Annotated in this window: 4 protein-coding genes; 3 read left to right on the top strand and 1 reads right to left on the bottom strand. The window is 63.2% G+C overall.

Translation table 11 applies throughout. From position 1 onward, the window contains the following. Together EN925_RS30360 and EN925_RS30365 are read left to right on the top strand one after the other, a co-directional pair. A partial coding sequence (locus EN925_RS30360; protein WP_164894485.1) for an NAD(P)-dependent oxidoreductase occupies positions 1–853 on the top strand: 853 nt, incomplete at its 5' end. Positions 854–1,160: 307 nt separating this feature from the next. Next, positions 1,161–1,937, top strand: a complete 777-nt coding sequence (locus EN925_RS30365) for a FadR/GntR family transcriptional regulator (protein ID WP_024501538.1) — start codon at positions 1,161–1,163, stop codon at positions 1,935–1,937. Positions 1,938–1,951: 14 nt separating this feature from the next. On the opposite strand, the gene EN925_RS30370 is transcribed toward EN925_RS30365, so the two are convergent. Then, on the bottom strand, positions 1,952–2,242 hold the full coding sequence (locus EN925_RS30370) for a DUF3175 domain-containing protein (RefSeq protein ID WP_164753871.1): 291 nt from the start codon (positions 2,240–2,242) through the stop codon (positions 1,952–1,954). Positions 2,243–2,412: 170 nt separating this feature from the next. Between EN925_RS30370 and EN925_RS30375 the strand changes: the two genes are divergently transcribed. Next, the coding region (locus EN925_RS30375; RefSeq protein ID WP_128337153.1) for an MFS transporter at positions 2,413–2,971 on the top strand (559 nt) is incomplete at its 3' end.

Genomic DNA, 2,971 nt, shown 5'->3' on the forward strand with positions numbered 1-2,971 from the left:
ACGCCATGTCGTCCAGTATCTGGTCGAGCAAGGCTGCCAGGTGCTCAACATCGACACCAGGCCGCTCGACAACCCCAAGGTGCGCACGCTGATCACCGACATCACCGACAGCGGGCAGGTGTTCAACGCACTGTCGAGCTATATGGGCCTGCATGAATTCGACCCCTCGCTGCGTCCGCAGCCGGTCGATGCGGTGGTGCATTTCGCTGCCATCCCGCGCATCATGATCACCACCGACAACGAGGTGTTCCGCATCAATGCGCTCGGCACCTACAATGTCATCGAGGCGGCGGTTAAGCTCGGTATTCGAAAGGTAATCATCGCCTCCAGCGAGACCACCTATGGACTGGTCTTCGCCAACGAGCCGCGCGATCCAAAATATTTCCCGCTCGACGAGGAGTATGACGTCGATCCGATGGACAGCTATGCCTTGTCCAAGGTCGTCAACGAGAAGACGGCGCGGGCCTTCGCGCAGCGCAACGGCACCGACATTTATTCCCTGCGCATCGGCAACGTCATCGAGCCGCACGAATATTCGCTGTTTCCGAAATGGTTCGCCGATCCGGGTTTCCGCAAGCGCATCGCCTGGAGCTATGTCGACGCGCGCGACCTTGGCCAGATCACGCTGCGCGCCATAGAGAAGGACGGGCTCGGCTATCAGGTGTTCAACGCGGCCAATGACGACACCTCGTCCGACCTGCCGACAGCCGAACTCTTGAAGCGGTTCTACCCCGGCGTGCCGGTCAAGGCCGAACTCGGCGAATACGAGACGCTGCTCTCCAACCGCAAGGCGCGTGACGTGCTGGGCTTCCGCCCGGAGCATAGCTGGCGCAAATACGTCAAGCAGGCCTAGGCATGTCGACACTCAGGTGATGCCGGCCTGCGAATGACGGCTTTCTGCGCTTCCGCCTTCGCCGGCCGAAGCACTTATGAGTGGTCGTGGCAGTCAAGGCTACGGTCGGCATAGGCCGGTGCTCACGTACCCAAAAGTACGATGCGCTCCGGTTCTCGAAATCCGTCATTCTCGGCTCGGCCTGACCTGAATATCGACATGCCAATCAAGCGGCGGATCGGGGCTGATCTGTGCACAGCGGGCAGCTTTGCGATGCAAGCCGCTTGCCGCGCTTGACAGCCTGCTTAATACAGACTTTCTGGACCCCATGCGGGACGCGAAGCCGAACAAGGAAAAATCGTTGGGGAAAGCGGCCTCCGGGGACCGTCCGGGCGGCGTTCGCCGGGCGGACGCCGCGCGTATTCCCGGCTCCAGCGTCCACGCCTCGCTGGCCAGTGAAATCGGCCTCAGGATCGTGCGCGGCGATTATCCGCCTGGCACCATCCTGCCCAATGAAGCGAAATGGTCGGAGACGTTCAGCGTCAGCCGCTCGGCGGTGCGCGAAGCGATCAAGATGCTGATGGCCAAGAGCCTTTTGGCCTCACGTCCCAAGATCGGCAGCTGGGTCGAGCCGAAGGAACGCTGGAACCTGCTCGATCGCGATGTGCTGGCCTGGTACGCGACGTCGCCGGACCGCGAAGTGTTCCTCAAAACGGTGCAGGAATTCCGCCATATCATCGAGCCGGAAGCGACCGCGTTCGCCGCGATGCGAAGAACCGACGAGCAGATGGCCGAGATCAGCCTGGCCTGCCGTGAGATGGGCGCGGCGACGAGCCTGCAGGAGCGGACCCGCGCCGACACGCGCTTCCATCTCGCCATCCTGCGGGCTTCGGGCAACGACCTGCTGGTGCCGCTCGGCGTGCTGATCGAATCCGCCTTCGATCATCTCTTTGCCTATACGACACGGGAGATCGACGATCTCAACCACGCGCAGAAGCTGCACGAGGCGATCGAGAAGAACATCCGCCTGCAGCGCCCCGACGCGGCGCGCAATGCTGTGCGCAAACTGCTCGCCAACACAGACGGCGTCATCCGCGCCCGGTAGGGCTGGACCGGCCGCTAATCATCCTTGTCACGTCCGAAGGCGCTGCGCAGCTCGCCCTTGGCGTCCTCAAGCACTTTTTTGCGCGCGGCAGGCAAGTTCTTGCCGGCGCGGTTGATGTAAAAATTCAGCATCGACATGGCGGATTGGAAAGGCCCGGCCTTGCGCCTGTGGCTGTGTTCGGCGGATCGTTTCAGCGAGGCGGCGATCTTCCTGGCGTCGTCAGATTCGAAGACGTGATCCTCAAGATCCATTGCGTTGCTGTGCTCGGTCACCTCGGCCGACCATTTTTTCCTGGTGGCGGTCATCGCAGGACTCCTTTGCGGGGTGGGTTGCCGGGAAACTCCGCACATCGGCATCGGTTCCGCCCTGGCTCTGGAGTCACGGATTTGCCCGCTGTGGCGCTGCTGCGGCCTGAGAATGCGCCGATAGTGGCGCAAACGGCAGCCGATCTCCGAGACCGCCGACAGGAAACGCCTTGACCCGAACCGACAGCCTCCAGCCCGGCCCCGGCATCGACAGCTCCTATGCCTGGATGCGGCTTGCCATCTCGATGCTGCTGGCGACGATCGGCGCCGTGGGCATGTGGGCTGTCGTCGTCGTGCTGCCCGCCGTGCAGGCCGAGTTCGGCGTCGACCGCGCCGCGGCGTCCATGCCTTACACGGCGACCATGGTCGGTTTCGCCGCCGGCAACGTGCTGGTCGGCCGCGCCATCGACCGGATGGGTTACTGGATCCCGGCGCTGATCTCTTCGATTGCGCTTTCCGCGGGCCTGCTGCTCGCGGCGCTGTCGACCTCGATCCTGCAATTCACGCTTGCCCAGGGGGTGCTGATCGGTATCGGCACGTCGGTGATCTTCGGGCCGCTGATCGCCGATATCTCGCACTGGTTCAACCGCCGTCGCGGTGTTGCGGTCACGGCGGCGGCGGCCGGCAATTACCTTGCCGGGGCGTTGTGGCCGACCATCATGCCGACGCTGATGAAGGCGGAGGGCTGGCGCTTCACCTATGCGGCAATCGGCATCTTCTACCTGGTGA

Source organism: Mesorhizobium sp. M7A.F.Ca.US.006.04.2.1 (genome assembly GCF_004022915.1).
Lineage (GTDB): Bacteria > Pseudomonadota > Alphaproteobacteria > Rhizobiales > Rhizobiaceae > Mesorhizobium > Mesorhizobium ciceri.

What these genes read in the sequence shown, in the direction of transcription:
- EN925_RS30365 (WP_024501538.1), top strand. Translation starts at nt 1,161, where the DNA reads ATGCGGGACGCGAAGCCGAACAAGGAAAAATCGTTGGGGAAAGCGGCC.
- EN925_RS30370 (WP_164753871.1), bottom strand. Translation starts at nt 2,242, where the DNA reads ATGACCGCCACCAGGAAAAAATGGTCGGCCGAGGTGACCGAGCACAGC.